This window comes from Pseudomonas sp. PKS, assembly GCF_051913525.1.
Lineage (GTDB): Bacteria > Pseudomonadota > Gammaproteobacteria > Pseudomonadales > Pseudomonadaceae > Aquipseudomonas > Aquipseudomonas guariconensis_D.
The window spans coordinates 26,007-52,743 of the sequence record NZ_JBEGDO010000027.1 but is presented as its reverse complement, the minus strand read 5'-3'; the positions used below and the strand labels follow the sequence as shown (position 1 = coordinate 52,743).

24 protein-coding genes are annotated in these 26,737 nt (G+C 62.6%); 9 read left to right on the top strand and 15 right to left on the bottom strand.

The window, feature by feature from the left end; translation table 11 throughout:
• The first annotated feature begins 28 nt into the window (after nucleotides 1-28).
• From ABOA88_RS21265 to ABOA88_RS21240, 6 genes are all read left to right on the top strand, one after another.
• A complete protein-coding gene (locus ABOA88_RS21265) occupies nucleotides 29-1,435 on the top strand; it encodes a M16 family metallopeptidase (RefSeq protein WP_196170210.1) in 1,407 nt (468 codons plus the stop codon).
• Between the two features lie 105 nt (nucleotides 1,436-1,540).
• Nucleotides 1,541-2,563 (top strand): DUF5924 family protein, encoded by a 1,023-nt coding sequence (locus ABOA88_RS21260; RefSeq protein ID WP_196170211.1) that lies wholly within the window; start codon nucleotides 1,541-1,543, stop codon nucleotides 2,561-2,563.
• Nucleotides 2,564-2,712: 149 nt separating this feature from the next.
• The gene (locus ABOA88_RS21255) at nucleotides 2,713-3,846 is read left to right on the top strand and encodes an ABC transporter permease (RefSeq protein WP_367850528.1); all 1,134 of its coding nucleotides are present in this window, start codon (nucleotides 2,713-2,715) and stop codon (nucleotides 3,844-3,846) included.
• Nucleotides 3,843-4,637: an ABC transporter ATP-binding protein gene (locus ABOA88_RS21250; RefSeq protein WP_196170213.1), complete on the top strand. Its 795-nt coding sequence runs from the start codon at nucleotides 3,843-3,845 to the stop codon at nucleotides 4,635-4,637. The genes ABOA88_RS21255 and ABOA88_RS21250 overlap by 4 nt, the downstream gene beginning before the upstream one ends.
• A 3-nt stretch (nucleotides 4,638-4,640) precedes the next feature.
• The gene (locus ABOA88_RS21245; protein ID WP_043207751.1) at nucleotides 4,641-5,579 is read left to right on the top strand and encodes an MlaD family protein; all 939 of its coding nucleotides are present in this window, start codon (nucleotides 4,641-4,643) and stop codon (nucleotides 5,577-5,579) included.
• On the top strand, nucleotides 5,576-6,199 hold the full coding sequence (locus tag ABOA88_RS21240; RefSeq protein ID WP_196170214.1) for an ABC-type transport auxiliary lipoprotein family protein: 624 nt from the start codon (nucleotides 5,576-5,578) through the stop codon (nucleotides 6,197-6,199). Before ABOA88_RS21245 ends, ABOA88_RS21240 begins: the two co-directional genes overlap by 4 nt.
• Here the strand turns inward: ABOA88_RS21240 and ABOA88_RS21235 are convergent.
• The 6 genes from ABOA88_RS21235 to ABOA88_RS21210 all read right to left on the bottom strand — a co-directional run bounded on the left by ABOA88_RS21235 (nucleotide 6,181) and on the right by ABOA88_RS21210 (nucleotide 11,624).
• Entirely contained in the window at nucleotides 6,181-7,410 is a 1,230-nt protein-coding gene (locus ABOA88_RS21235) for a nucleoside recognition domain-containing protein (protein ID WP_367850529.1), read from the bottom strand. The genes ABOA88_RS21240 and ABOA88_RS21235 overlap by 19 nt on opposite strands.
• Before the next feature lie 174 nt (nucleotides 7,411-7,584).
• Nucleotides 7,585-8,937: a glutamate/aspartate:proton symporter GltP gene (gltP, locus tag ABOA88_RS21230; RefSeq protein ID WP_196170216.1), complete on the bottom strand. Its 1,353-nt coding sequence runs from the start codon at nucleotides 8,935-8,937 to the stop codon at nucleotides 7,585-7,587.
• Between the two features lie 731 nt (nucleotides 8,938-9,668).
• Nucleotides 9,669-10,139, bottom strand: coding sequence for an inhibitor of vertebrate lysozyme family protein (locus ABOA88_RS21225; protein ID WP_196170217.1), 471 nt, complete (start codon nucleotides 10,137-10,139; stop codon nucleotides 9,669-9,671).
• A gap of 2 nt (nucleotides 10,140-10,141) precedes the next feature.
• Nucleotides 10,142-10,303, bottom strand: coding sequence for a DUF1328 domain-containing protein (locus tag ABOA88_RS21220; RefSeq protein WP_003252966.1), 162 nt, complete (start codon nucleotides 10,301-10,303; stop codon nucleotides 10,142-10,144).
• Between the two features lie 41 nt (nucleotides 10,304-10,344).
• Nucleotides 10,345-10,629 carry a hypothetical protein gene (locus tag ABOA88_RS21215; protein WP_367850530.1) on the bottom strand — a complete coding sequence of 95 codons (285 nt, stop codon included), beginning with the start codon at nucleotides 10,627-10,629 and terminating at the stop codon, nucleotides 10,345-10,347.
• A gap of 173 nt (nucleotides 10,630-10,802) precedes the next feature.
• A complete protein-coding gene (locus ABOA88_RS21210; RefSeq protein WP_367850531.1) occupies nucleotides 10,803-11,624 on the bottom strand; it encodes a BON domain-containing protein in 822 nt (273 codons plus the stop codon).
• Between the two features lie 212 nt (nucleotides 11,625-11,836).
• Here ABOA88_RS21210 and algB point away from each other — a divergent pair, with 212 nt between their 5' ends.
• Together algB and ABOA88_RS21200 are read left to right on the top strand one after the other, a co-directional pair.
• On the top strand, nucleotides 11,837-13,183 hold the full coding sequence (gene algB / locus ABOA88_RS21205; RefSeq protein ID WP_196170220.1) for a sigma-54-dependent response regulator transcription factor AlgB: 1,347 nt from the start codon (nucleotides 11,837-11,839) through the stop codon (nucleotides 13,181-13,183).
• Nucleotides 13,180-14,958, top strand: coding sequence for a KinB sensor domain-containing domain (locus ABOA88_RS21200; protein ID WP_367850532.1), 1,779 nt, complete (start codon nucleotides 13,180-13,182; stop codon nucleotides 14,956-14,958). The genes algB and ABOA88_RS21200 overlap by 4 nt, the downstream gene beginning before the upstream one ends.
• Nucleotides 14,959-15,063: 105 nt before the next feature.
• Here ABOA88_RS21200 and ABOA88_RS21195 read toward each other — a convergent pair whose 3' ends face one another.
• From ABOA88_RS21195 to ABOA88_RS21160, 8 genes are all read right to left on the bottom strand, one after another.
• On the bottom strand, nucleotides 15,064-16,665 hold the full coding sequence (locus tag ABOA88_RS21195; RefSeq protein ID WP_196170222.1) for an EAL domain-containing protein: 1,602 nt from the start codon (nucleotides 16,663-16,665) through the stop codon (nucleotides 15,064-15,066).
• A 101-nt stretch (nucleotides 16,666-16,766) separates the two neighbouring features.
• Nucleotides 16,767-17,543, bottom strand: a complete 777-nt coding sequence (locus ABOA88_RS21190) for an N-acetylmuramoyl-L-alanine amidase (RefSeq protein WP_367850533.1) — start codon at nucleotides 17,541-17,543, stop codon at nucleotides 16,767-16,769.
• An 80-nt stretch (nucleotides 17,544-17,623) separates the two neighbouring features.
• Nucleotides 17,624-18,019 carry a hypothetical protein gene (locus ABOA88_RS21185; protein WP_196170224.1) on the bottom strand — a complete coding sequence of 132 codons (396 nt, stop codon included), beginning with the start codon at nucleotides 18,017-18,019 and terminating at the stop codon, nucleotides 17,624-17,626.
• A gap of 95 nt (nucleotides 18,020-18,114) precedes the next feature.
• On the bottom strand, nucleotides 18,115-20,085 hold the full coding sequence (locus tag ABOA88_RS21180) for a GGDEF domain-containing protein (protein ID WP_367850534.1): 1,971 nt from the start codon (nucleotides 20,083-20,085) through the stop codon (nucleotides 18,115-18,117).
• A 28-nt stretch (nucleotides 20,086-20,113) separates the two neighbouring features.
• Nucleotides 20,114-20,968: an endonuclease/exonuclease/phosphatase family protein gene (locus ABOA88_RS21175; protein WP_196170226.1), complete on the bottom strand. Its 855-nt coding sequence runs from the start codon at nucleotides 20,966-20,968 to the stop codon at nucleotides 20,114-20,116.
• 12 nt (nucleotides 20,969-20,980) lie between these two features.
• A complete protein-coding gene (gene dsbA / locus ABOA88_RS21170; protein WP_196170227.1) occupies nucleotides 20,981-21,613 on the bottom strand; it encodes a thiol:disulfide interchange protein DsbA in 633 nt (210 codons plus the stop codon).
• 189 nt (nucleotides 21,614-21,802) lie between these two features.
• Nucleotides 21,803-22,420 carry a c-type cytochrome gene (locus ABOA88_RS21165; RefSeq protein ID WP_367850535.1) on the bottom strand — a complete coding sequence of 206 codons (618 nt, stop codon included), beginning with the start codon at nucleotides 22,418-22,420 and terminating at the stop codon, nucleotides 21,803-21,805.
• A 31-nt stretch (nucleotides 22,421-22,451) separates the two neighbouring features.
• Entirely contained in the window at nucleotides 22,452-22,754 is a 303-nt protein-coding gene (locus ABOA88_RS21160) for a c-type cytochrome (protein ID WP_196170229.1), read from the bottom strand.
• Nucleotides 22,755-22,962: 208 nt separating this feature from the next.
• On the opposite strand from ABOA88_RS21160, the gene yihA reads away from it, so the two are divergent.
• Nucleotides 22,963-23,592 (top strand): ribosome biogenesis GTP-binding protein YihA/YsxC, encoded by a 630-nt coding sequence (gene yihA / locus ABOA88_RS21155; protein WP_070575832.1) that lies wholly within the window; start codon nucleotides 22,963-22,965, stop codon nucleotides 23,590-23,592.
• Nucleotides 23,593-23,970: 378 nt separating this feature from the next.
• Here yihA and polA read toward each other — a convergent pair whose 3' ends face one another.
• The gene (polA, locus tag ABOA88_RS21150; protein ID WP_367850536.1) at nucleotides 23,971-26,736 is read right to left on the bottom strand and encodes a DNA polymerase I; all 2,766 of its coding nucleotides are present in this window, start codon (nucleotides 26,734-26,736) and stop codon (nucleotides 23,971-23,973) included.
• Nucleotide 26,737 lies beyond the last annotated feature (1 nt).

Here is a 26,737-nt window from a genome sequence, read left to right as displayed (position 1 = left end):
GAACACACCTGGAGACCCGAGCTCGCCGATGCGTTGCCTGATGTTCGTTTGCCTGCTGATCTGCAGCCTGCCCTCGTTTGCCCTCGATCGTTCGCGGGTGGAGGGGTACCTGTTGCCCAACGGCCTGCAGGTGATCCTCAAGTCCGGCTATGAGCGCGATCATGTGGCCATTCGCCTGGTGGTCGGCGTCGGCTTGGATGATTTCGACTGTGACCAGAAGGAACTGCCGCATCTGCTCGAACACCTGTTGTTCAGCGGCATCGACGACACCGGCGAAGGGGGTCTGGAAGAGCGCCTGCAATCGCTGGGCGGTGAGTGGAACGCCTACACCAGCAGTGCCGACACCACCTTCGTGATCGAAGCGCCCGCGCGCAACCAACGCAAGGTCCTGGACCTGCTGCTGTCGGTGATCCGCGACACGCGCATCGACGCCACGTCCCTGGCGACCGCGAAAAAGATCATCGAACGCGAGGACGGCGGCCATTACGGCCACTTGCAACGCTGGCTCGACCGCCAGGACATCGGCCACCCAGGCAGCGACCAGTTGGCCGTGGAGCTGGGCCTGAAGTGTGCCGAACGCTCCAACCTCGACGACATGACCCTCGAGCAGGTGAAAACCCTGCGCGAACGCTGGTATGCCGCCAACAACATGACCCTGATCGTGGTGGGCGGCCTGGACCGCCTGCTGCCGGCCTACCTGGAACGCACCTACGGCGAACTGCCGGCCACCGAGCCGGGCGAGCGTCGTAACCTCGACACCATCACCCAACAGGCCGAGCAACGCCGCGACCTGACCCGCGGCTGGCTGGGCGACAGCGTCAAGCTGCACTGGCTGTTCATCGAGCCTGAGACCGACAACGACCAGAACGCCACCCTCGATCTGCTCTCGCGCTATCTGGACTGGGCGCTGTACGACCAGTTACGCCTGCGCCATGGCTTGTCCTACGGGCCATCGGTGCGGCGCGAAAGCTTCGGCGATACCGGCATGCTGGCCCTGAACGCAGACCTCGAACGCCAGGATGTCGACCGGGCGATCAAGGTGATGGAACAGTTGTTCGATCATCTGCGCAAGAACGGCCTGGACCCGGACACCTTCGCTCGCATCAAGGACGCGGCCATCGCCCGGGAAAGCTGGAGCACCCAAGGCAACAGCGCTCTGGCGGACTATTACTGGGGCGCGCTCAACGACTACAACGACGGGCGCTTCCGTGACCCGGCGCGCAAGCTGCGCCAGGTGAGCCTCAAGCAGGCCGACGCCGCCTTGCGTACCTTGCTCAAGGAGCCCGGTTATTTGCGCATCGAGAAGCCACTGCTGGGCTTCGACGAACTTTATGGGCTACTCGCCTTGCTATTGGGGGTGATCCTGGCCGTGGGCCTGCTGCGCCTGCGGCGCCATCGGGCACCTGAGCCCGACGGCGCTACACGCCAGCCCTGATTTGGCAGTATCCTGCGGCATCATCTTGCCAGTTCCCATCCTATCGCGGGCTTTTACCGCGATAGGGCCTGCCTGGCCTCACTCACGTTCTTGTCTGTTGCGTCCATGCCCCCGATACCCCATTTCGTCATCCGCGTGATCGAGCTGCTCAAGCGCTATCCCGGCGTCATCGCGCTGGGTGGCTTCCTGTCCGGCATCGGCAGTTTCATCCTCGTCGACCGCCAGGCCAGCCTGGCCAGCTGGGTCGCCATCCTCATGCTGGTCAGCTGGATCTGGCTGATGCTGGAGAACACCCTGACAGGCCTGTTCGCCAAGGTCTTCAAACGCGAGATTCCCCAACCGCTGCTGCGCTATGCGACGCAGATGATCCACCAGGAAAGCCTGTTCTTCGTCCTGCCGTTCTTCTTCATCACCACCACCTGGAACAGCGGCCAACTGGTGTTCACGGGCTTGCTCGGCGCGGCTGGCCTCATCTCGATCATCGACCCGCTGTACTATAAGTGGCTGGCGCCCCGACGCTGGCTGTTCCTGGCGTTGCACACCCTAACGCTGTTCGCCGCCTTGCTGACCGCGTTGCCGATCATCCTGCACCTGACGACCGCGCAAAGCTTCAAACTGGCATTGATTGCCGCCATGGCGCTGTCGTTCCCGAGCCTGGCCAGCAGTTTCCCGATCAACAACTGGCGCCGCGCAGTGGCGTTGGTGCTGGTGACGCTGACTGTCGGCGGCGGCGGTTGGCTGTTGCGCTCCTGGGTACCCCCGGCGACCCTGTGGATGACTGAAGTGGCCGTCAGTACTGAAGTGCAGAACCGCCAGCCCGGCGACTCTCTCGACGAAGTCCCTGTCAGTCGCATCCGCAGCGGCGGCCTGTATGCCTATACCGCGATCAACGCCCCGCGCGGCCTGAACGAGCGCATCTATCATGTGTGGCAGTTGAACGGCAAAGAAGTCGACCGCATCGCCCTGGACATCCATGGCGGGCGAAAGGAAGGCTATCGGGCCTGGACCTACAAACAGAACTTCCCGCCCAACCCGGTGGGCAAGTGGCAGGTGAGGGTGCTGACCGAGGATGGCCAGGTGATTGGCGTGCTGCGCTTCAAGGTGCTCGACGACGCGCCAGCCCAGTGAGGCTTGGGCGCAACGGTCTTGTGTTGCTTTCACCGACGTATTCGCGGACAACCCCGCTCCCAGAGTGCCGGTGGCAAGCGACAGCTCAGCAGCCCCGGCCGCTCTGGTGCGCTATGATCTGAGTCGACGCCTAGCGCCCTGTCAGATGCATGGAGCCTATGACCACCCCCAGCGCCACCCTGGACACCAGCAGCCAACCGGCTTGCCTGCGCATCGCCGGTGATTGGACCTTGGCCCACTACGCCAGCCTCAAGCGCGAGAGCGAACGGCTGCGCTCGCAGTATGGTGACGACACGATCGCCGACCTGAGCCAACTGGGCCGACTCGACACCGCCGGCGCCTCGCTGCTGGCCGAGTTGCTCGGTTCCGAACGCCTGTCGCATTGCACCAACGACCTACCCGAAGCCAGCCGCGCCTTGCTAAAGAACGTCTACTGCTCGGTGCAGGACTACTGCATCCCGGTCAAGGAAGCCGAACGCCCCGTCTTGCTGCTGTTGCTCGAGCGCATCGGCTGCGCCGTCGCCACCCTCTGGGAGGACACCCGGCAATTGCTCGGCTTCATCGGCCTGATCCTCGAGACGCTCGCCCGAAGAGCCTGGCAGCCTCACCGCTGGCGGGTCACGCCGGTGGTGGCGCACATCGAACAGACCGGCCTGGACGCCGCACCGATCGTGGCACTGTTGACCTTTCTGGTGGGCGCGGTGGTGGCGTTTCTCGGCGCCACGGTACTCGCGGACTTCGGCGCCACGGTGTTCACCGTGGACCTGGTGGCGTTTTCCTTCCTGCGGGAGTTCGCCGTGCTGTTGACCGCCATTCTCATGGCCGGACGCACCGCCAGCGCCTTCACCGCACAGATCGGCTCGATGAAAGCCAATGAAGAGATCGATGCCATCCGCACCCTGGGGCTCAACCCCATCGAACTGCTGGTGGTGCCGCGAGTGCTGGCCTTGCTGATCTCCCTGCCGCTGTTGACCTTCGTCGCGATGATCTGCGGCATCGTCGGCGGCGCCGTGGTCTGTGCCCTGTCCTTGGGCATCTCGCCAGCGATGTTCCTTTCGTTGCTGCAGAGCGACATCGGCGTGCAGCACTTCATCGTCGGCCTGGTCAAAGCGCCGTTCTTCGCCTTCCTGATCGCCGCCATCGGCTGCCTGGAAGGCTTCAAGGTCAGCGGCAGCGCCGAATCGGTGGGGGCGCACACCACCTCCAGCGTGGTCCAGTCGATTTTCGTGGTGATCGTGCTCGATGCGGTGGCCGCACTGTTCTTCATGGAGATGGGCTGGTGAGTGGCGCACAAGACGCAGTGATCGAAGCCCGGGGGCTGTGTAACCGATTCGGCAGCCAGAGCGTGCACGAAAACCTCGACCTGGACCTGTATCGCGGCGAGATCCTCGCCGTGGTCGGTGGCTCGGGTAGCGGCAAGTCGGTGTTGCTGCGCAGCATCATCGGCCTGCGCCGGCCCAACGGAGGCCAAGTCAAGGTGTTCGGCCAGGACCTGGCCACACTGAACAGCGAGCAGCGCTCCCTGGTGGAACGACGCTTTGGCGTGCTGTTCCAGAAGGGCGCGCTGTTTTCCTCGCTCACGGTCACCGAGAACGTGGCCCTGCCATTGATCGAACACGCCGGGCTCTCCCGGGCCGACGCCGAGCACCTGGCGGGGGTCAAGCTGGCCCTGGCCGGCCTGCCGATCTCCGCCGCCGACAAGTACCCGTCCTCGCTGTCCGGCGGCATGATCAAGCGCGCCGCCCTGGCCCGTGCCCTGGCGCTCGATCCGGACATCCTGTTCCTCGACGAGCCCACCGCCGGCCTCGACCCGATCGGTGCCGCCGCGTTCGACCAGTTGATCCTGACCCTGCGCGATGCCTTGGGCCTTTCGGTGTTTCTGATCACCCACGACCTGGACACGCTCTACACCATCACCGATCGGGTCGCGGTGCTGTCACAGAAAAAGGTCCTGGTGGCCGGCCCCCTGTCCCAGGTCGAGCAGACCGACGATCCCTGGATCCACGAATACTTTCACGGCCCGCGCGGGCGGGCGGCGGAACACGCCGCCGCCGGCGCCGGGCAGGAGCACTGAACAATGGAAACCCGAGCTCATCATGTCCTGATCGGCCTGGTCACCGTCCTGGTGGTGGCCGGCGCCATGCTGTTCGGCCTGTGGCTGACCAAGTCGAGTGTCGATGACACCTTCAAGGACTACGAAGTGGTGTTCAACGAAGCGGTGTCCGGCCTGTCACGGGGCAGCCCGGTGCAGTACAACGGCATCAAGGTCGGCGACGTCAGCACCCTGCGCCTGGACCCCAAGGACCCGCGTCGGGTCCTGGCCCGCATCCGCCTGAGCGCCGACACGCCGGTCAAGGAAGACACCCAGGCCAAGTTGACCCTGGCCGGCGTCACCGGCAACTCGTTCATCCAGCTCAGTGGCGGTACGCCGAAAAGCCCCGAACTCAAGGGCAAGGACGGCAAACTGCCGGTGATCGTCGCCTCGCCATCGCCCATCTCGCGCCTGCTCAACGACAGCAGTGACCTGGTGACCAACATCAACCTGCTGCTGCACAACGCCAACCAGATGTTCTCCGAAGACAACATCGAGCGCCTGAGCAACACCCTGGCCAACCTGGAGCAGACCACCGGCACCTTCGCCAGCCACAAGGGCGGAATCAGCCAAGCCATCGATCAATTGGCCCAGCTCGGTAAACAGGCCAATGCCACCCTGGCCGAGACCCAGGCCTTGATGCGCAACGCCAACAGCCTGGTCGGCAGCGAAGGCAAGCAGGCCATCGACAGCGCTGAACAGGCCATGCAGTCGCTCGCCGAGAGTACCCAGACCATCAACCAGATGCTCAATGACAACCGCGAGGCCATCGACGGTGGCGCCCAGGGCTTGAATCAACTGGCACCGGCCATCCGTGAACTGCGCGAAACCCTCAACGCGCTCAAAGGCATCTCCCGGCGCCTGGAGGCCGACCCAAGCGGCTATCTGCTGGGCCGAGACAACAACAAGGAGTTCCAGCCATGAGACCGTCGCTGCGCCTTCTGGCCTGGGCCGCCACCTTGAGCCTGGCCACCGCCTGTTCGATCCTGCCCAAGACCGAGCCGGTGGACACCTACCGCCTGCCGGTGAACCAACCCAGCCGAACCGCCAGCGCGCTGGACTGGTCGCTGCGTCTGAACAAGCCACTGGCCAGTGAGGTCTTGGCCACGCCCCGTATCGCAGTGATCCCCCAAGGCGATGTGATCAGCAGCTACAAGGGCGCACGTTGGAGCGATCCGGCGCCATTGTTGATGCGCAACCGCTTGCTCGATGGTTTCCAGCGCGACGGGCGGGTGCAGCGCCTGAGCGCCGATGACAGCAACCTGCAGGCCGATTACGAGCTGGCCGGCGAACTGCAGGCATTCCAGAGCGAGTACCGCGCACAGGGCGCGGTGGACGTGGTGATCCGCTATGACGCGCGACTGGTGGACGGACGCAGCCAGCGCATCCTCGCCAGCCATCGCTTCGAAGTGCGCCAGCCGCTGGCTGACAAACAGGTGTCAGCGGTCGTGGCGGGGTTCGGCAATGCCAGCGACCAACTGGTCGGGCAATTGGTGAACTGGACCGTGACCCAGGCCAGCCAGGCTCAGGCGAAGAACCAGTAGCAGACCAGGATCGCCGCGATCACCCCGGACAGCTCGGCGAGCAGGGCGCACCCCACGGCGTGCCGCACCCGCTGGATGCCCACCGCGCCGAAGTACACCGCCAGCACATAGAAGGTGGTCTCGGTGCTGCCCTGCACCGTCGCCGCCACCAGGGCAGGGAAGCTGTCGACGCCGTGGGTCTGCATGGTCTCGATCAGCATGGCCCGTGCCGCGCTGCCAGAGAACGGCTTGACCAGCGCCGTGGGCAGACCATCGACGAAACGGGTGTCCAGGCCGATCCACTCCACTGTATGACGAATGCCGTCCAGCGCCAGCTCGAGGGCGCCGGACGCACGCAGCACACCGACCGCGCACAGCATGGCGACCAGGTAGGGCAGCAAGCCCTTGGCCACATCGAAACCTTCCTTGGCGCCCTCGACGAAGGCCTCGTAGACCTTGACCCGTCTCAGCGCACCAATGACCAGGAACAGAATGATCACGCCGAACAACGTCAGGTTGCCCAGGATCGACGACAGGCTGGCCAGCGCCGTTGCCGAGAGGGTGCCGAGAAACGCCATGAACGCCCCCAGCAAGAGGGCGCCGGGCACCAGGTAGGCGAGCACCACCGGGTCCCACAGGCGCAGGCGCTGCATGACCGCCACCGAGAGCAGGCCAACCAGGGTCGAAGCACTGGTGGCCAGCAGGATCGGCAAAAACACCATGGTCGGGTCCATGGCCCCTTGCTGGGCGCGGTACATGAAGATCGTCACCGGCAACAGGGTCAGGGACGACGCATTGAGTACCAGGAACAGGATCTGCGCGTTGCTCGCGGTGGTGCTGCTGGGGTTGAGTTCCTGCAGGGCGCGCATGGCCTTCAGGCCGATGGGCGTTGCCGCGTTGTCCAGGCCCAGGCCGTTGGCGGCGAAGTTCATGGTGATCAGGCCTAGGGCAGGGTGCCCAGGCGGCACTTCCGGCATCAGGCGAGCGAACAAGGGCCCCAGGACCTTGGCCAGCCACTCCACGATACCCGCCTGTTCGGCGATTTTCAGGAAGCCCAGCCAGAGGGTGAGGGTACCGAACAGCAGGACCATGACCTCCACCGACAGCTTGGCCATGGCGAAGATGCTCTCGACCATTGCCGCGAAGATACCGGCATTGCCGCCGACCAGCCATTGGGCCAGGGCGCTGACCGCCGCCACCAGGAAAAAGCCGAGCCAAAGGCCGTTGAGCATCCGTGTGTTCCCCCTGAAAAATGCCCGAATGATAGCGTATCGCGCCAGTGGGCTGGGGCCAGGGCAAGGGCTTTGCCCTTGTTCGCGGGTAAATCCGCTCCGGCAAAGCCATGACAAACTGCCAGGCAACAAAAAACCCCGATCAAGTCGGGGCTTTTTGTGAGGTGCGTGTGCTTAGTGGTTCTGCTGCACGACCTTGGCAGGCTCGCCTGCAGTCGCAACCACCGCGTCATGCTTGTGGCCGGCCAGCAGCGAACTGTAGTAGCGCTCGCCCTTGGCGGCGTCGTACATGCCTTCCCAACGGGCGATGACCAGGGCGGCCAAGGCATTGCCGATCACGTTCAGGGCGGTGCGGGCCATGTCCATGATGCGGTCGACACCGGCGATGAATGCCAGACCTTCCAGCGGAATGCCCACACTGCCCAAAGTCGCCAGCAAGACCACGAAGGAAACACCCGGCACACCGGCAATGCCCTTGGAGGTGACCATCAAGGTCAGCACCAGCAGCAGTTGCTGGCTCCAGGACAGGTCGATGCCGTACAGCTGGGCAATGAAGATCGCCGCGATGCTCTGGTACAGGGTCGAGCCGTCGAGGTTGAAGGAGTAACCAGTCGGCACCACGAAACTGCAGATCGATTTCGGCGCGCCATAGGCTTCCATCTTCTCGATCACGCGCGGCAGGACGGTCTCGGAGCTGGAAGTGGAGTAGGCCAGGATCAGCTCATCTTTCATGATGCGCATGATCTTGATGACCGAGAAGCCGAACAGGCGGGCAACCAGGCCCAGCACCATGAAGGCGAAGAAGGCAATGGCGAAGTACACCAGCAGGACCAGCTTTGCCAAAGGCAGCAACGAGGCGAAGCCGAAGTTGGCGACAGTGACCGCGATCAGGGCGAACACACCGATCGGCGCGTAGTTCATGATCATGTGGGTGACCTTGAACATGGTCTCCGACACGGCCTGGAAGGTACGCACCAGCGGGTCGCGCAGATCGCCCGGCAGGCTCGACAGGCCCAGGCCGAACATCACCGAGAAGAAGATGATCGGCAGCATCTCGCCACGGGCGACAGCCGCGAAGATGTTCGACGGGATCAGGTTGAGCAGGGTTTCGATGAAGGCATGCTCATGCTGCACCTCGGCCGCAGTGGCCTGGTACTTGGAGATGTCGACGGTGCCCAGAGTGCTCATGTCGATACCGGCACCTGGGTGGAACAGGTTGGCCAGCACCAGGCCCACGACGATAGCGATGGTGGTCACCACCTCGAAGTAGATGATGGTCTTCAGGCCAATGCTGCCCAGTTTCTTCGCGTCGCCAACTCCGGCGATGCCCACGATCAGCGACGAAATCACGATCGGGACGACGATCATCTTGATCAGGCGAATGAAGATGTCACCGGCAGGCTGCAGGACGTTACTGATCCACCATGCCTTTTCTGCACTGAAATGGTTCAGCAGCGCGCCGATCGCAACGCCCAGGACAAGTCCGATGAGGATCTGCCAGGCGAGGCTCAGTTTTGCCTTCTTCATGTCTTTACCCTTTCTTCTAGTGGTCATGGGTGCCAGGCGGAAAAACGCATCCCAGAGCCTTTGCCAGCGTATTGGGTAGCGTTGGACTTCCGTGCGGCGACGCCATCGAAGGTCACCGCAAGCGAGCGCCGGGCGCTCGGGCCTGCGAAAAAAGGCGGCAACTATTGCGACGGGAAGGGGGGCAGTCTAATGCCGGAAATGACTACCCCATGCCGAATCGGCATGGGGGCTGAAGGGAAATTTGCGCATCAGAAGGGGTCGATTTTTCGGCGTTCGGATTTCCGAACAAGACCAAAGCGCCATTTTCCGGCAGATTTACCAGCATCCATACGGGGGTTTTTATCCCTTGTTCGACAATCCGAATGGTACCCAGCGGGCTAATGGTCCGAGACCCGCCCACCGAAAAAATTTCGATATACGGTCGAGACAAAATGTGTCTTGAGGGAAAAATACTGAAAGCAACCAGACGTCTTTCTTATATAGGCGTCTCGGAAGTCTGACCTGGCTTTGCGCCTAATCTGACACCGCCGGTCAAAACTTCCGATACCGCCCTATCTGACCCGGCCCATTGCGGAGGTACTCCCTGTACCCCTAGGCCACTCCGATCCTGCAACAATCAGAACAGCCCAGCCCCTTGGTCATGCGTCACCCCTCCTCGGAGCGGCGCACCATAGAAGCCTGAAAGATAAAAAGGTTCAGCTTCTAGGACGTTACACGTGCGTGACCCTTGGTCAGTACCACTTCGGGTCCCGTTTGAGCTGCTCCTGCAGCATGGCTTTCATCCCATCGTCCGGGTCACCCAGCCAGCGATACTGCGCATGCCGGGTGGGTGATTTGTCCGCGGGCAGGCCTTCGGGGACTTCGACGAGCATCCCGTAGGCATGATCCTTGTCCCAACTGAACGCCACCACGAGGCGCTTGTACGTGCAGTTGGACGGGGATTCGCATAAAGGGCCCACCAAGAACTGGTCACCATCCTCGGTAACCGCCGACATCTGGTGTTGCGAGCTGCCGGATAAATTGATGACCCAATCGGGCAGGCGCTCCTCGCCCTTGATCGTGTCCTGCCACGTTTCGCGGTACTCGGGGTCCGAACCGAGCAGCTGATCGACCCGGACCTGGCCGTCATTGGCTGCTATCGCCGCGGCGCTACCGCCCAGCAACAGGGCGGTAGCCAGGGTTGTGCAAAGCATCCGGCTCATGCTCAACCTCTGCCGCGTCCGAAGAAGAAAGAAGCCACGAACAGGACCAGGAAGACGATGAACAGAATCTTCGCGATGCCAGTGGCGGCGCCGGCGATACCACCGAAGCCCAGCACGGCAGCAACGATGGCGATGATCAGGAAAGTGATAGCCCAACTCAGCATGATGGTTCTCCTTTCTTTTTGAAATCGATCCGGTACGGCATTCAGAACACCCAGCGTTGTTCATGGACGACAGCGTCCAGATGGGTTGGCGAAGCCTTGGCAGCCGGCAATGGCGCGGTGACTTTGACCAACGTGTTGGCACGGCTCGCCTGGATCTGCGTCAACATCGCGGTTTGCGCCGCCACCTGCTCGGCCAGGCGCGCCGTCTGCCAGCTGTAGTAGAACTGGCCAGCGGCCAGTGTCAGCAGCAGTGCTAAGCCCAGAAACAGGCACTGACGCCAGGGCGAATCGGCGATCTGCGGGCGGTTGACGAATGGGCGATTCATGCCGGCTCCTCCTGCTGTGTTTTTATTCGAACCTAGACAGGAAGTTGCAGCCTGCATGCCAGTCTTCGCCTTCTTTAAAATTCCTTTTAAAACAGACAGTTATAGATAACGCCAAGGGCCACCAAGCACGTATCCTGCACGATGGCCTGCCTGGGGTCGTGCGTTTTGCACGATCAACCCTCTACCTTGCTGGCGATTTTCAACAGGTCGGCATCCACGCCTCGCACGCCGACGATCTGCCGTGCCACCTCCACCGCAATGGTCTTCTGCTCGCTGCTGACCACCTCGCCGGAAAGCCGGACCATGCCCTGTTCGCTGGCCACCTTGAGGTTCAGGCCGTCGAGGTTGCGGCTGTAGCGGTAGCTGCTCTGGATCTTGTCGACGATCCAGTTGTCGCTGGGCTGCGGGCCGACCGGTGCGTCCACAGGCTTCTCCCGCGCCTTGGCCATGGCGGCGCTGTCCAGGCTGACCAGGTTGTTGACCAGGTGCACCCCATCGGTGGTACGCGCCAACACGCCTGCCAGCTCCTTGGCCTCGGCACTATCAACCTTGCCACGCAGGGTGACCACGCCCTCGCGGCTTTCCACTTCGATAGCTGCCTTTTCGGTAATACGGCTCCAGAGCAACCGGGCGCGGATCACCGCGGCCAAGGTGGCGTCCTCCAGACGCTGGGCATAGGCGCGCAGTTCAAGCGGCCGCTCGACCAGCGCCGGGTTTATCTGCAGTTGGTTGTCGACTTGCTCGATGCCGTGGGTGGCAAGCGCGACATGCTCGGCCAGTTGACGCTCGACGTCGTTTTCCACTTCGCCGGTCAACCTGGCGTTCGCGTCATTGACTGCCACTTCGATACGAAACGGGTTGAGCACCCGGTTCAGCGACAGGGCTGTCTGCAGGGCGCCTTGCAGGCGCGCGTCCTGGACCGGATCGGCGAAAACCGGTGGCACGGCGGTCAGCAGGCACGTCGTCAGCACCAGGATTCTCAGGGAAAAAGACATGTCGGCTCCTCCGTCGGTGACATATGAACAGAGAATCGTCGCAACCCCCATGCCAGTCCGCTGTCTTTTTTCTGAGCGCCTGTCCTCGCAGGGCCAGGACGCAGGAAAGCCATTGGCTAGCATGCAAAGGACGGATTCCTTCAGAATTGACCATGCAACTTGCCCGATTTTTCCGACACTAATTGAGATCAATCCCGAAGGAGCGCAGGAAAATGGAATCAGCCCAGGACAACCAAGGCCGCATTCTGCTGGTGGATGACGAATCCGCGATCCTGCGAACCTTCCGTTATTGTCTGGAAGATGAAGGCTACAGCGTGGCCACGGCCAGCAGCGCCGCACAGGCTGAAGCGCTGCTGCAACGCCAGGTGTTCGACTTGTGCTTTCTCGATCTGCGCCTGGGCGAAGACAACGGCCTCGATGTCTTGGCGCAGATGCGCATCCAGGCACCTTGGATGCGCGTGGTCATCGTCACAGCCCATTCAGCGGTCGACACGGCAGTGGACGCGATCCAGGCCGGCGCCGCCGATTATCTGGTCAAACCCTGCAGCCCCGACCAACTGCGCCTGGCCACCGCCAAGCAGTTGGAGGTCCGTCAGTTGTCCGCTCGCCTGGAAGCGCTCGAAGGCGAGGTGCGCAAACCCAAGGACGGCCTGGATTCCCACAGCCCGGCCATGATGGCGGTGCTGGAAACCGCCCGGCAGGTGGCGAGCACCGATGCCAACATTCTGATTCTGGGTGAGTCCGGCACCGGCAAAGGCGAACTGGCCCGCGCCATTCATGGCTGGAGCAAGCGAATGCGCAAGGCCTGCGTGACCATCAATTGCCCCTCGCTCAATGCCGAATTGATGGAAAGCGAGTTGTTCGGCCACACCCGCGGTGCCTTCACCGGGGCCAGCGAAAGTACCCTCGGCCGGGTAAGCCAGGCGGACGGCGGTACGTTGTTTCTCGATGAAATCGGCGACTTCCCCCTGACCCTGCAGCCCAAGCTGCTGCGCTTCATCCAGGACAAGGAATACGAGCGGGTCGGCGATCCCGTCACCCGCCGCGCCGATGTACGCATCCTCGCGGCGACCAATCTCAACCTCGAAGAGATGGTCCGTGACAGTCGCTTCCGCGAGGACCTGCTGTACCGCCTCAACGTTATCACCCTGCACCTGCCACCGCTGCGTGAACGCAGCGAAGACATCCTCATGCTCGCCGAGCGCTTCCTGGCCCGCTTCGTCAAGGAATATGCCCGGCCCGCGCGGGTGTTCAGCGACGAGGCCCGCACGGCATTGCTCAACTACCGCTGGCCGGGCAACATCCGCGAACTGCGCAACGTCGTGGAGCGAGCGAGCATCATCTGCCCGCAGGAGCGCGTGGAAGTCAGTCACCTGGGCATGGCTGAGCCTCCCACCAGTAACGCACCACGCATCGGCGCGGCCCTGAGCCTGGACGAGCTCGAGCGTGCGCACATCGGCGCAGTGCTGGCGGCCAGCGATACCCTGGACCAGGCGGCCAAGACGCTGGGGATCGACGCCTCGACCCTGTACCGCAAGCGCAAGCAGTACAACCTATGAAATGGCCCATGAAGCTGCGCACGCGGCTTTTCCTGAGCATCTCGGCCCTGGTCACGGTCGCCTTGCTCGGCCTGCTGCTCGGGCTGGTCAGCGTGATGCAGATGGCCACCGTGCAACAACGATTGGTGGGAGATACCACCCATACGCTGGAGATCGCCCTCAAGCTGCGGCAGAACCTGGGGGAGCAGTTGAAGCTCATCCTCGATGCCGACACCGACCCCCGTAATCTGCTGACCCTGCAGGAAGACTTCCAGTCCCTGCTCAACCAAGGCCTTGCCGAAGGCGGCGAGCGCACTGCCTTCAGCAAGGCCAGCAGCAACTACCAGGCCTTTCTCCAGGCCTACCGCGAAAGCGCGGCGCCCGCGCGCAGCATGGACACCGAACAACCCTTGGGCGCTGCCTTCAACCAGGTCCGTACCGACCTGATCGACTCGCACAAGCAAGCCCTGGAGCACATCACCCGCAGCGAAGAACAGGCGCGCGACCGCGCCCTGCTGATCAGCGGCATGCTCGGCCTGATGGGCCTGTTGGTGGTGGTACTCGGGTTCGTCACGGCGCACAACATCGCTCGCCGTTTCGGCCAACCCATCGAGGCCTTGGCCAAGGCAGCCGACCAGGTCGGCCAGGGCAATTTCGACGTCACGTTGCCAATCACCCAGGCTACCGAGCTCAACCAGCTCACCCGGCGCTTCGGGTTGATGGCCGATGCCCTGCGCAAACACCAAGCCACCAACATCGATGAACTGTTGGCCGGTCAGCAGCGCCTGCAGGCCGTGCTAGACAGCATCGACGATGGCCTGCTGATCATCGACCGCCGGGGCCGCCTGGAGCACTTGAACCCTGTGGCGCAACGCCAGTTGGGCTGGGACACCAGTCGGGTCGGGACGGGCCTGGCCGAAGCATTGCAGCGCCCGGAGCTCGAACCACAACTGCATCAGGTCTTGCGCGGCGGCGGCCTGGACCGACCGCCGGACGACCTGTGCATCGAAGTGGACGACGAGACCCGCCTGCTGACCTACAGCCTGACGCCGGTCAGCCACCCACAAGGCCCGATCCTGGGGGCCGTGATGGTGCTGCACGACGTCACCGAGCAGCGGGCATTCGAGCGGGTGCGCAGTGAATTCGTCCTGCGGGCCTCCCACGAGCTGCGCACGCCTGTGACCGGCATGCACATGGCGTTTGGCCTGTTGCGAGAGCGGGTGACGTTTCCACCCCAGGCGCGGGAAAACGACCTGTTGGATACCATCGGCGAGGAGATGCAGCGCCTGACCCAACTGATCAATGACCTGCTGAATTTCTCCCGCTACCAAAGTGGCCTGCAAAAGCTGGAGCTTTCGCCCTGTAGCATCGAGGAGCTGCTAGAGCGTGCCCATTCACGCTTTGCCGAGCAGGCCGCGCAAAAGAACATCGAGCTGTTCATCGACGTCGAGCCTCCTCTGCCACGCATCCAGGCAGACGCCGCGCAGCTGGACCGGGTGCTGGACAACCTGCTGCACAACGCGATCCGTCACACCGCCAACGAGGGGCGCATCCGGCTGCATGCGCGGCGGCATGCCGAACGGGTGATCATCGGGGTCGAGGACAACGGCGAAGGCATCGCCTATGGTCAGCAAGCCCGGATCTTCGAGCCCTTCGTCCAAGTCGGGCGCAAGAAAGGCGGGGCCGGGTTGGGCCTGGCGCTGTGCAAGGAGATCGTCCAGCTGCATGGCGGACGGATGGGCGTGTATTCCCGGCCGGGGCAGGGGACGCAGTTCTACATGACCTTGCCAGTTTAGGGCGCCCACTGCGCGCCGTGCTTTCGCGGGTAACCCGCGTCCACAGTATCTGCGGCGTTCTCAACAGCACCACTGAACCTGTAGGAGCGGGTTTACTCGCCACGGTTATTTGCCATTGCGCCGCTGACGCGTCACCAGTTCGGTGAACTGCCGCGCACTAAGCGGATGGGCAAACAGCCAGCCTTGCCCATAATTGACGCCTTCACTGTTGAGCAACTCCGCCTGGTCCTCGCATTCGATCCCTTCGGCTATCACCCGCAGGTGCAGTGAGTGGGCCATGCGAATGATATGCGGCGCCACGCCGCTGCTCGCGGCATCATGCCCCAGCGCATCGATGAAGGCCTTGTCGATTTTCAGGCAGTCGACCGGGAGCGTTTGCAGGTAAGCCAGGCTGCAATAGCCTGTGCCAAAGTCGTCGATCAGGACCTGATGCCCCACCGCGCGCAAGGCCTGCAAGTTGTCGCGTGCCACCACCACATCGATCAGGCCCCGTTCGGTCACCTCGAAGGCAATCTGGCTGGCAGCCACCCGGTGGTGCGCCAGCAACCGGGCCGCCACCCGCCCGATGCGGGGCACCATCACATCACAGGCCGCCAGGTTCACCGAGATGTACAGCGAAGGATTGGCCCGCAACAACTGACCCAGCTGCTCTAGCACCCGTTGCAATACGAAGTCCGTGATCTGGCGGATCTGCCCGGTGTTCTCGGCCAATGGGATGAACAGATCGGGACTGGTCAGCGAGCCATCCGGTCTCAGCCAGCGCACCAAGGCCTCGGCACCGACGCAACGGCGACTATCGAGCTCGAAAATCGGCTGATAAAGCACCTGCAGCTCGCCCCGACGCAAGGCGTTTTGCAGCTCCGAACTCATCGAGCGCCGTTGCAGAATCAACTGCAGCACCAGCCAGCCGACGCAGCAGGCCAATACTAGGCTGCCCGGAAACAGCAACCAGAGCATCCCGTTCATCTTCAGCGGCAGGCCCGCCCGGGGCGCGATCAGCACCAGCTGGTAGTCGGGCGAGTTGGTCGGCATGTGATAGAGCAACCAGTCGTTCTTCTCCAGCAACGACTGGTTCGGTGGCAGCGGCCAATCCACTGTCGGCGGAGGCCAACGCTGGGGCGGGCCGAGCACGGGGATCGCGCGGGTACCATGGTCAAGCACGACCAGCACGCTGCCACCCGGCGGCAAGTCGACCACATCGGAAAGATGGCCCCGGGAGGTGGACACCAGGAACTTGCCGCGCCCCAACATCAGGGCAGCCAGGTTCTCGTTCGGCTCGGTGCTGGTGTTGAGCCAATAGCTGTAGGTGGGCCCCTGGATGTCCGGGGCACGAAGGGGCTCGAGGGTGCTTTCGGCGCCACGGCTGGAGCAGACCACCGCGCCGTCCACGTAGGCGGCCTCATAGATGAATCGCGAACTCAAGCCGATCTGCTGCAAGGCCGCGACCATCGCCGCATCACAACCGCGCAGGGGTTGCGCCTGCAATTGATCCACACCTTCGCGCAACTGGCCGAAGATCTGCTCTAGGCGCTCCAGAAAACGCTCGCCCCGGGCGTTCATCTGGGCGCTTTCGTTTTGTTTCATCTGTTGCAGCGCGACACCGAAGCTTCCAGCAAGCAGCACGATTGCGCTGGAAAATGCGGCCAGCCCAGCCAGCATCCAGGGACGGTGGAAAATTTGACGCAGTGTCGCAAGGAAGGCTGACATCACAGGCATCCAGTTGATTACCAAGAGGTATAGCAACTGTGCGAGAAGTCAGCCTGCCCGTTTGGCGTATGACACCATCAGAAAGGTTTCGTTACCGTTACTCAGCGCGAGCGATTCAATACTTGCAGCATCGCGGCCGTCTGCGCATCCGGCATCCCGTCGAAGCGCTGAGGACGGAAACGCATCTGGAAGGCCGCGATCACATGGCGAGTGGCAACATCCAACTCGCCGGTCTGCTCGATGGCATAGCCGAAACGCGCCAATTGCTGCTGATACCAGCTGATTGTCGGAGGATTGACGCTGAAATACGCCTGTTGCCTTGCCACAGCATTGGCATCCGGCCAAACGCCAAGGCCGGCATCGGCGAGACGTTTCCAAGGGAACAGCGGGCCCGGATCGAGCTTGCGCAGCGGCGCGATGTCACTGTGGCCGATGATGTGCCGTGGCTCGATGTGGTTGCGTTTGACGATATCCTTGAGCAACGCGATCAAGGCCTGGATCTGAGCCTCGCTGTAGGGGTGCCAGACGCGACCGTTGGGTGTGTCGGTGTAGCCTGGGTTGACGATCTCGATGCCGATGGAGCTGGAGTTCAGCCAGGTGCGCCCTTGCCATTGGCTGTCGCCGGCATGCCAGGCCCGGCGGTTTTCGTCCACCAATTGATAAACAGTGGCCGGGCCATCGCCGACCAGGTAATGGCTGCTGACTTCACCATGGGTCAGCAAGGCCAAGGAGCGCCCCAGGGATGCGTTGGTGTAATGCAGGACGATGAACTGGATACGGCTGTCGTGGTTGACGGAAGGATGGTTACGGTCGATCCGCAGGCCGGTGGAGCAGCCAGCCAGCATCAACAACATCAGCCCGGCAAAAAGCGTTTTCATGGGAGAGGGCACGTCAGTAAGTAATCGACATCAGCGCTACAGTATAACGTGCACTTCTCACTACAGCTCGAGAAACGCAATCACCGCGTGCACATCAGCAGAAACTCCAGGGCGTTGTCGCCACTGGGTCCTTTCTTGTCGACCAGTTGGGTCATCACATCGACGTTCCCTGCCAAAGGCTTGCCCGTTACCTTGGCTTGCCCATGCAGCTGGCGATCGTAACTGCTGGCATCGATGGCCGAAACCGTGCAAAAACCCGGGTCCTGCTGCACAACCTGTTTGTTCAACTTCAGTTTGTACACGCTGAAGTAGTTGGGCTGGGACTGATGGGTGATGTCGGTGATCCATTTCGGGGACTGCCGCAACAGTGTGCCGTCAGCCGCCACATGGGCGGTGAACACTTGTTCTTTGGCCATTGCGGTCGTCTGCATGGCCAGAACCATGGCAAACACGGCCAATCCGTTGATTGCTTTCATCTGCTACTCCTGTCTGATCAAGGTGCCGAAACCTGTCCTTCAGGTTTCCGGCCGACCATTGTCAGAGCCAGGGCCGCAGGGAATGCGGTAAATAACTATGCCTGTTCCACGCGATTTCGACCCTGATCCTTGGCCCGGTACAACGCGTCGTCCGCGCGCTTGAGAACCTGGTCGCCTCGCTCGCCAGAGCGGAAAGCGCTCAGGCCAATGGAGGTGGTGATCACCACCCGCTCGCCCTTGAAGTGGAACGGGCAGGCCTCGATGGCCGCTCGCAAGGTCTCGGCCAGCTTGAGGCCGACCGCAGGCGAGGTCTGCGGCAGCAGCACGACGAATTCCTCGCCGCCGAACCGGGCGATGAAATCCTGCCCACGCAGACGCTTTTGCAACTGGTCGGCGACGATCTTGAGGACCTTGTCGCCAGCCAGGTGGCCATAGTTGTCGTTGATCCGCTTGAAGTGATCCAGGTCGAGAATCGCCATCAGCAAATGCCCGCCGTGGGTCTGCCAGTGCTGGACTTCACGCTCGACGCGCTCCGACCAGGCCGCGCGGTTGGGCAGCCCGGTGAGGGGGTCGAGCAGGGCTTTCTGGCGCTGCTCCTCAAGGTGCTCGCGGTAGCCGAGGGCTTCCTGCTCCATGTTCGCTACCCGATCGGCCAAGCCCTGCAAGCGGCCCGCCAGCTCCTGCTCACGACGATCGCGCTCATGCTGATGCTCGTCCATGGTGCTCAGCAAGCCTTCGAGGCGGTTCTCCAGGATAAGCTTGAGGCTGTCCACGTCCGCGGCGCCCTGCACGCTGCTTTGCAGGCCATCGACCTGCTCACGCAATTGGTTGTCCAGTTCACGCGCGGCGCAGCTGTTATCGGCATGCCCGGCACTGGCCTCTTGCAGGTGACTCTGGAAGGTTTCCAGGCGCCCGTTGAGCTGCTGCAGGTAGGCTTCGAATTCATGCTGACCGCTGTCTGTGATGGCCAGCATGAGCACGGCCAGGTCATCGAGCACCGGAATCAGCTCGTACCAGTTCAACCCACGCGACACCCGCTCGCGCATGGCCAACGCCTGTGCCTTGTGGCGCTCCGGCAGGCTCAGGTCGTCGAGCAGGCCGATCAGCGTCTGCTCGATGTGCGCCGCGACCGTGCTGTAGGGGGGTTCCACAGCATCGGGGAGGGCATACGGGCCTTCTTCTTCCGATGTGCTTTGCACAAGGTCAAGCCCTTGGTCGACGATGACGGCAAGCTCGTCGGCAGGCTCGATTTCAATCGGTGACGACGGAACGGCCTCAGGGCTTTCAGGTAGCGGTAGGGGCTCCAGCGTCTCTTGTTGCGGCAAAGGCTCGTCGGTACCGGTCAGCTCAGCGACCTCGACGTCAGCCGCAGCGGGCACCGCGTCGACATTTCCCTCAGCAGCCTGCCCAGGGTCTGTCTGCGGTTGCGGCAAGGGATGCAGTTCATCCACATCGGCCGGCGCCACAGGCTCAGCCGGCGGTTTCTCGAGGACCTCGGCAGGCCTGGCTTGAGCAAGTGCGGCGGCCGGCTCCATATCCGCCTCGCGGCCGCCGAACAGCCGCTGAAGAAAACCGGGTCGTGGTTCTTCATCGGACCTTTGCAGCACACTCAGGGCGCGACCCTGCAGGCCGCTCAGCTCGCCCAACAGCGGCGGCAGCTCGCGGGACTGGCTCACCCCGCCGTCGAGTTTCTTGGAGAGCTTCTTCAGGGGCCGGGCAATATCACCGGGCAAGGGCAAGCGCTGCAGTTGCTCGACCAGCGACGTCAGGGCCTCGCTGACCTGCGTCATGCGGGTCTCGCGGCGCTGCTCGGAGTCCAGCACGGCTTTTTCCAAGCGTGGCAACAGGCCCGCAAGGCCGGCGTCCATGTTGTCGCTACGAATGACCTCGCGCATTTCCTTCATGCACTGATCGACAGTCTTGTCGCTGCCCTCGGCCGCCAAGGTGCTGCGCACCAGGCCGCGACGCAGCAGATCGAGACGAGCCTCCCAACGGCGCTCCAGCTTCTCTTGCTGTTCGATGCTTTTGAGGTACTTCTCTTTCCAGCGCTCGCCTTCGTCTGTCATGCCTGGATCCGCAAACCGGTGATAGCAATCAGCCCAAAGCCGGCAGCGTATCCACAGTCAGTGCATCAGGCAAACGAATCTCGACGGCAACCGGAAGGTGGTCGGAAATTGGCTGGGCCAGCACCTCGACCCGCTCCAGGGTCAGGCTCGGGCTGAGCAGGATGTGATCCAGGCAACGCTGGGGGCGCCAGCTGGGGAAGGTGGCCTCGACCTGCGGCGCGATGAGGCCCAGATCACGAAGAGGCGAATGCTCGAGCAGGTCATTGGCGTGGGTATTCATGTCGCCCATGAGCACTTGATGGCGGTAGCCGCCGATCAGCTCTCGGACATAGGCCAGTTGCCGGGCCCGGGTCTTGGCGCCGAGCGCCAAGTGCATCATCACCACGATCAGGGCGTCTTCGCCTTCGCCAAAACGCACCAGGATCGCACCTCGACCGGCCGGGCCAGGCAGGGGGTGATCTTCAAGATGCTGAGGCTTGAGGCGGCTGAGCACGCCGTTGCTGTGCTGGGCGAAACGCCCGAGGTTGCGGTTGAGCTGCTGGTACCAGTAGGGGAAGGCCCCGAGCTGGGCCAGGTGCTCGACCTGATTGACGTAACCCGAGCGCAGACTGCCGCCATCGGCTTCCTGCAGGGCCACCAGATCGAAGTCGCCGAGCAGGTCGCCGATCCGTTGCAGGTTGCTGGCCCGCCCGTTGTGCGGCAACAAGTGCTGCCAGCTGCGGGTCAGGTAGTGCCGATAGCGCTCGGTACTGATACCGACCTGGATATTGAAGCTGAGCAACCGCAGCCGTCCATCGACCGGCAGGCCCGAGGCCTGCAGGTGATGCTCGTTGACCTGCGGTTGCCGCAGGCCAACCAGGCGTGTGGAGCGAAAGCGGCTCATGGGCAACGCCGCTTACTTAGCGGCGCGCTCCTTGGCGATCAGCTGGTCGGCGACATCCAACACGCCTTCCGGCCCACCGGCGGTACCCAGGTCGAAGCGGTACTTGCCGTTGACGACCATGCTCGGTACGCCAGTGATTTCGTACTTCTTCGCCAGGTCCTTGGCCTGCTGCACCTGGCCTTTGATGGCGAACGAGTTGAAGGTGGCGAGGAACTTGTCCTTGTCCACGCCCTGGGTGGCCAGGAAGTCGGCCATTTCTTCAGGTTTGATCAGGCGCATGCGCTTGTTCTGGATGGCATCGAAGACCGCGGCATGGACGTTGTGCTCCACACCCATGGCCTCGAGGGTCAGGAACATCTGGCCGTGGGCATCCCATGGGCCACCGAACATGGCGGGTACGCGCTTGAAGTTGACGTCGGCCGGCAGTTTTTCAGCCCATGGGTTGATGGTCGGTTCGAAGTGGTAGCAGTGCGGGCAGCCGTACCAGAACAACTCGACGACTTCGATCTTGCCCGGCACGGAAACAGGAACAGGGTTGCTCAGCTCGAAATACTGCTTACCTTCGACAGGCTCCGCAGCCTGTACGGCAGTCATTCCGAATACGCTGGCGGCGACCAGCGCAGCGCTGAGAATCAGTTTACGCATGCTTTACTCCTGAGCAGTCATTGGTCGCCTCGACGCGACCGGTAGCTAAGACCGGTCGGGAAGGGCTCGAGTTCTGTAGTGTAACGGCTATGGACAGAAAAAAGGGCGGTCCAGGCCGCCCTTTCATCTTTGCCAGGCAGCATTAACCGAACGTTAATGCGCAGTGCCTGCGACGAGCCTGGAGAGGCTTCAGTGCAAGCCCTGGATGTAACTGGCCAAGGCCTCGATGTCCTTGTTGCTCAGCTTGCCTGCGATCGAACGCATGGTCATGGCATCGCCGTCATTGGTGCGGTTGCCTTCGCGGAAGTCGGTGAGCTGCTTGGACACATACTGGGCGTGCTGGCCACCCAGGTGCGGGAAGCCCGCCAGGGCGATGCCTGCGCCATTGGGCGAATGGCAACCGGTGCAGGCCGGCATGCCTTTCTCCAGGTCGCCACCATTGAACAGCGCGCGGCCACGCTCGACCAGCTTGGGATCAGTCGCACCGACACTGCCCTTCTGGCTGGAGAAGTAGGCGGCGATATCGGCCAGATCCTGATCGTTGAAGTTGGCCAGCATGCCGGTCATCTCCAGCACGGTACGCTTGCCGGACTTGATGTCGTGCAGTTGTTTTTCGAGATAGCGCTGGCCTTGGCCGGCCAGTTTGGGGAAGTTCGGCGCCAGGCTGTTGCCGTCCGGGTTGTGGCAGGCTCCACAGACGGCTGTCTTGGCCTGACCGGCAGCAGCATCGCCTTTGATGGGTTCCGCAGCATTGGCCGCACCTGCGACACCCATGGTCAACAGCAGACTCACGAATAGTTTGTTCATCAGCTAATCCAACACGGCTAGGGGTGAAATGTTATGTATCGGGACTGTCGCTCATCCAGAGGATGACAGACCGGTAGTCCTCGGTACTGCAGTCCATGCACAATCCACGCGGCGGCATAGCCTTGAAACCCTGGGTAACATGCGCCACCAATACGTCCATACCTTGCGCAAGCCTCGGTTTCCACGCTACCCGATCACCCCGCTGGGGGGCCTGTGGCAACTGCCCGGCATGACAGGCCGCACACGTGCGGTTGTACAACGCCTCGGGATCCTGTGTAGCCTGAGCGCTGAAAAACGGCAGGAACATACCGACAGCAAGCAGCCATTTCGCCATGCGCAACGACCTTTCAGGGTTGGGGGCCGCGCTGCGTTCTAATGCGCGAGCTATTGTTCGACACCCCATGCACATCATCCTACGCCGGGATAATGCGCACACAAAAACTGGGGCATTATATACTTCCGCCATCCAAACGGAAACGACACAGCTTGCCGCGCCCGGCGCCTGAATGGCTGGTCTTGGCAACACCCATATCGGATATCCCATGCAAGTCAAAAACCCCATCCTCGGCCTCTGCCAGAAAGCCAAATTCGCCCTTAGCGCCGCCAAGGTCGAACAATGCCCTCAAGACCAGGGTTACGAGGTGGCTTTCGCCGGTCGTTCCAACGCCGGCAAATCCAGCGCCCTCAATACCCTGACCCATGCCAGCCTGGCGCGTACCTCCAAGACCCCCGGGCGCACCCAACTGTTGAATTTCTTCAGTCTGGACGATGAACGGCGTTTGGTCGACCTGCCAGGCTACGGATATGCAAAAGTCCCGATCCCGCTCAAGCAGCACTGGCAGCATCACCTGGAAGCCTACCTCGGCAGCCGTGAGTGCCTGCGCGGGGTGATCCTGCTGATGGATGTGCGCCACCCGATGACCGATTTCGACAAGATGATGCTCGACTGGTCCAAAGCCAGCGCCATGCCGATGCACATCCTGCTCACCAAGGCCGACAAGCTCACCTTCGGCGCGGCCAAGAACACGCTGCTCAAGGTGCAGTCGGAAATCCGCAAGGGCTGGGGTGATGGCGTGACCATCCAGCTGTTCTCGGCCCCCAAGCGCCTGGGGCTCGAGGAAGCCTACGGCGTGCTGGCCGAGTGGATGGAGTTGGAAGACAAACCTGCCTGAAGGCAAGGCAGTGTCGCGTGGGAGCGAACGCTCAACACCCGATTGGCGGGTACAGCCGCTCCCACAGAGCTACGCGCAAGCTGGCCCCAAATTCCAGGCAAAAAAAACCCCGGACTTCGTATGGGGAGGGGGAAGTTCGGGGTTCAAGTCCGGACCGCTAGGGCGGGGTCCGGGTATCTGCCAACACTTAACACAACATAGGAGCATCGAAAGGCTTCACCAGCCATTCAGTTACTCTGAGTCCCGCTTCACCGGTTTAGTTCCAACGCCCTGAAAACTATTTGCGATAGTTTCATGAAACCTCAGAACCGCCAGCGCTGAACCGACAACGGATCCGCGACTCTCGCCGCAGATCCTATCCTGCTTCCCCTGCTCGATTCAGTGAGCTTCGTCCCAATTCGAGCCAATGCCCACTTCCACGAGCAACGGCACATCCAGCTGCGCGGCATTGCTCATGTAGGGTCGGATCTGCTCCCGCACCTGCTCGACCAAGTCCTCACGCACCTCCAGCACCAGTTCGTCGTGCACCTGCAGGATCACTCGCGCATCCAGGCCGCTATCGGTCAGCCAGTTATCCACAGCCACCATGGCGCGCTTGATGATATCCGCCGCGGTGCCCTGCATCGGCGCGTTGATCGCGGTGCGCTCGGCGCCCTTGCGCAGCGCCGGGTTCTTCGCGTTGATGTCCGGCAAATACAGGCGGCGACCGAACAAGGTTTCGACGAAGCCCTGCTCGGCAGCCTGGGCGCGGGTGCGCTCCATGTAGGCCAGCACACCGGGGTAGCGGGCAAAATAGCGGTCGATATAGTCCTGGGACTGCTTGCGATCGACACCGATCTGCTTGGCCAGGCCAAAGGCGCTCATACCGTAGATCAGGCCAAAGTTGATGGCCTTGGCGCTACGGCGCTGGTCGTGGGTGACTTGCTCCAGCGGCACGCCGAAAACCTCCGCAGCGGTAGCCCGGTGTACGTCCAGGTCGTTGCGGAAGGCGTGCAGCAGCCCTTCGTCCTTGGCCAGATGGGCCATGATGCGCAGCTCGATCTGCGAATAGTCGGCCGCCAGCAGCTTGTAGCCGGGGCTGGCGATGAATGCCTGGCGAATCCGACGCCCTTCGGCGGTGCGCACCGGAATGTTCTGCAGGTTCGGATCGCTGGACGACAGGCGCCCGGTGGCGGCCACAGCCTGCTGGTAGGAGGTGTGGATACGGCCGGTGCGCGGGTTGATCTGCTCTGGCAGCTTGTCGGTGTAGGTGCTCTTGAGCTTGCTCAGGGAGCGGTATTCCATCAGTACCGTGGGCAGCGGGTAATCCTGCTCGGCCAGTTCGGCCAACACCGCTTCGGCCGTGGAGGGCTGGCCCTTGGCGGTCTTGCTCAGCACCGGCATGCCCAGCTTGTCGTAGAGGATCACGCCCAACTGCTTGGGCGAGCCCAGGTTGAATTCCTCGCCCGCCAACGCGAAAGCCTCACGCTCGAGCTCGGCCATCTTCACGCCCAGCTCACCGCTCTGCACCTTGAGCAGCTCGGCATCGACCAATGCTCCCTGGCGCTCGATCTTGGCCAGCACCGGCACCAACGGCATCTCGATGTCCATCAGGACCGGCTGCACACTGGGTGTCTTGGCCAGACGCTCCTGCAGGGCGTGGTGCAGGCGCAGGGTGATATCGGCGTCCTCGGCCGCGTAAGGGCCGGCCTTTTCCAGCGGGATCTGGTTGAAGGTCAACTGTTTCGCGCCTTTGCCGGCGATGTCCTCGAACGCAATGGTGCTGTGATCCAGGTACTTGAGCGCCAGGCTGTCCATGTCGTGGCGGGTGGCGGTCGAATCCAGCACGTAGGATTCGAGCATGGTGTCGTAGGTCACGCCGCGCATCTGGATGCCCTGGGCCGGGTCGCCACCCAACGCACAGTTGGCCAGGATATTGATGTCGTACTTGGCGTTCTGACCGATCTTGCCCTTGGCCAGGTCTTCCAGCAGTGGCTTGAGCGCCAGCAATACGCTGTCGCGGTCCAGTTGCGCAGGAGCGCCGTCATAGTCGTGGGCCAGCGGCACATAGGCAGCCTCATAGGGCTCGACCGCGAACGACAGGCCGACCAGCTTGGCCTGCTGGGCGTCCAGGCTGGTGGTCTCGGTGTCGAAGGCGAACAACGGCGCCTGGCGCAGCTTGTCGAGCCAGACGTCGAAGCGCGCCTGGTCGAGGATGGTTTCGTACTTGGGCTCGACCTTGGCCTGCGACGCAGGCGGCGGGGCGACCACGTCACCGGCCTGGGCCGCATCGCGCTGGACCTCGGCAATCCAGCTCTTGAACTCCATCTCGGTGTACAACGCCAGCAAGGCGTCGCGGTCCGGCTCGCCGCACACCAGCGCATCGACTTCGATGTCCAGCGGCACATCGACCTTGATGGTCGCCAACTCGTAGGACAGGAACGCCGCCTCGCGGTGCTCCTCGAGCTTGGCCGGCAGGCCCTTGGCGCCGCGAATCGGCAGCGCCGGGACCTTGTCGAGGTTGGCGTACAAGTCGCTCAGGCCGCCACCGATGCCCGTCAGCAAGCCGACGGCGGTCTTTTCACCGACCCCCGGCACACCGGGGATGTTGTCGACCTTGTCGCCCATCAGCGCGAGAAAGTCGATGATGTGCTCGGGACCGACGCCAAATTTCTCGTGCACGCCAGCAACGTCCAGCACGCTACCGGTCATGGTATTGACCAGCGTAATGTGCCCATCCACCAATTGCGCCATGTCCTTGTCGCCGGTCGAGATGATCACTGGCCGATTCAAGGCCGCGCTGCTGCGCGCCAGGGTGCCGATGACATCGTCGGCTTCGACCCCTTCGACACACAGCAGTGGATAGCCCAGGGCCTTGACGCTGGCATGCAGCGGCTCGATCTGCACCCGCAGATCGTCAGGCATGCTCGGGCGGTTGGCCTTGTATTCGGCGAACATGGCATCGCGGAATGTGCCTCCCTTGGCGTCGAAGACCACCGCGAAGAGGCTGTCCGGATACTGCTTGCGCAGGCTCTTGAGCATGTTCAGCACACCCTTGACCGCACCGGTGGGCATGCCCTTGGAGGTGGTCAGCGGCGGCAGCGCATGAAAGGCGCGGTAGAGGTAGGAGGAACCGTCCACCAGGACGAGGGGCGCTTGGCTCATG

Coding starts and splice junctions, on each gene's coding strand:
- ABOA88_RS21190 (WP_367850533.1), bottom strand. CDS start 17,543: ATGAAAACGCTTTTTGCCGGGCTGATGTTGTTGATGCTGGCTGGCTGC.
- ABOA88_RS21255 (WP_367850528.1), top strand. CDS start 2,713: ATGGAGCCTATGACCACCCCCAGCGCCACCCTGGACACCAGCAGCCAA.
- ABOA88_RS21260 (WP_196170211.1), top strand. CDS start 1,541: ATGCCCCCGATACCCCATTTCGTCATCCGCGTGATCGAGCTGCTCAAG.
- yihA (WP_070575832.1), top strand. CDS start 22,963: ATGCAAGTCAAAAACCCCATCCTCGGCCTCTGCCAGAAAGCCAAATTC.
- ABOA88_RS21180 (WP_367850534.1), bottom strand. CDS start 20,085: ATGACAGACGAAGGCGAGCGCTGGAAAGAGAAGTACCTCAAAAGCATC.
- ABOA88_RS21225 (WP_196170217.1), bottom strand. CDS start 10,139: ATGAGCCGGATGCTTTGCACAACCCTGGCTACCGCCCTGTTGCTGGGC.
- ABOA88_RS21240 (WP_196170214.1), top strand. CDS start 5,576: ATGAGACCGTCGCTGCGCCTTCTGGCCTGGGCCGCCACCTTGAGCCTG.
- ABOA88_RS21195 (WP_196170222.1), bottom strand. CDS start 16,665: ATGTCAGCCTTCCTTGCGACACTGCGTCAAATTTTCCACCGTCCCTGG.
- ABOA88_RS21165 (WP_367850535.1), bottom strand. CDS start 22,420: ATGAACAAACTATTCGTGAGTCTGCTGTTGACCATGGGTGTCGCAGGT.
- ABOA88_RS21200 (WP_367850532.1), top strand. CDS start 13,180: ATGAAATGGCCCATGAAGCTGCGCACGCGGCTTTTCCTGAGCATCTCG.
- polA (WP_367850536.1), bottom strand. CDS start 26,736: ATGAGCCAAGCGCCCCTCGTCCTGGTGGACGGTTCCTCCTACCTCTAC.
- ABOA88_RS21185 (WP_196170224.1), bottom strand. CDS start 18,019: ATGAAAGCAATCAACGGATTGGCCGTGTTTGCCATGGTTCTGGCCATG.
- algB (WP_196170220.1), top strand. CDS start 11,837: ATGGAATCAGCCCAGGACAACCAAGGCCGCATTCTGCTGGTGGATGAC.
- ABOA88_RS21265 (WP_196170210.1), top strand. CDS start 29: ATGCGTTGCCTGATGTTCGTTTGCCTGCTGATCTGCAGCCTGCCCTCG.
- ABOA88_RS21245 (WP_043207751.1), top strand. CDS start 4,641: ATGGAAACCCGAGCTCATCATGTCCTGATCGGCCTGGTCACCGTCCTG.
- ABOA88_RS21220 (WP_003252966.1), bottom strand. CDS start 10,303: ATGCTGAGTTGGGCTATCACTTTCCTGATCATCGCCATCGTTGCTGCC.
- gltP (WP_196170216.1), bottom strand. CDS start 8,937: ATGAAGAAGGCAAAACTGAGCCTCGCCTGGCAGATCCTCATCGGACTT.
- ABOA88_RS21235 (WP_367850529.1), bottom strand. CDS start 7,410: ATGCTCAACGGCCTTTGGCTCGGCTTTTTCCTGGTGGCGGCGGTCAGC.
- ABOA88_RS21210 (WP_367850531.1), bottom strand. CDS start 11,624: ATGTCTTTTTCCCTGAGAATCCTGGTGCTGACGACGTGCCTGCTGACC.
- dsbA (WP_196170227.1), bottom strand. CDS start 21,613: ATGCGTAAACTGATTCTCAGCGCTGCGCTGGTCGCCGCCAGCGTATTC.
- ABOA88_RS21175 (WP_196170226.1), bottom strand. CDS start 20,968: ATGAGCCGCTTTCGCTCCACACGCCTGGTTGGCCTGCGGCAACCGCAG.
- ABOA88_RS21215 (WP_367850530.1), bottom strand. CDS start 10,629: ATGAATCGCCCATTCGTCAACCGCCCGCAGATCGCCGATTCGCCCTGG.
- ABOA88_RS21160 (WP_196170229.1), bottom strand. CDS start 22,754: ATGGCGAAATGGCTGCTTGCTGTCGGTATGTTCCTGCCGTTTTTCAGC.